1 protein-coding gene is annotated in these 503 nt (G+C 59.8%); it reads left to right on the top strand.

What is annotated here, in order from left to right; translation table 11 throughout:
• On the top strand, positions 1 to 503 hold a 503-nt coding region (locus N5D53_RS27655), incomplete at both ends, for an immunoglobulin-like domain-containing protein (RefSeq protein WP_279841156.1).

The following is a 503-nucleotide window of genomic DNA, read 5'->3' on the forward strand; positions in this document are numbered from 1 at the left end:
GCGCTTCGGTTCAAGTGACCGACACCACCGACGAAGTAGTGGCCAAGCTGACCGCGACCCCGTCGGTGACCGAAGGCGGCGAGATTACCTACACCATCACCCTGACCAACAAAGACGGTCTGCCGATCAACAACCACAGTGCATTGACCTTCACACTGAGCGACGGCAAAACCGTCATCACCGTGCCGGCTAATGGCACCGTGGGTACTGCTACCGTCACTGCCCCGGACAACGTCTACGTCGGTACCAACGACCCTGTCGTGATGTCGATCGCAACCGTTGAAGGTGCGGACGTCGGCAAGTTCGAGCAACTGACACTCGACAAGACCCCGGTCAGCACGTCGGTCACCGACGAGCCGGGTACGCCGGGCAGCGAAGGCGACTTGGTCAAGGTCACTATTACTGCTGACCAGACTTCGGTGGCCGAGAACGTCAAACCGACCTTCACCGTGCACATCAACACCGCCTTGGCTCACGACCTGGTCGTGACCCTGAGCAACAAC

It is taken from the genome of Pseudomonas sp. GD03862 (genome assembly GCF_029840855.1).
GTDB classification, from domain to species: Bacteria; Pseudomonadota; Gammaproteobacteria; order Pseudomonadales; family Pseudomonadaceae; genus Aquipseudomonas; species Aquipseudomonas alloputida.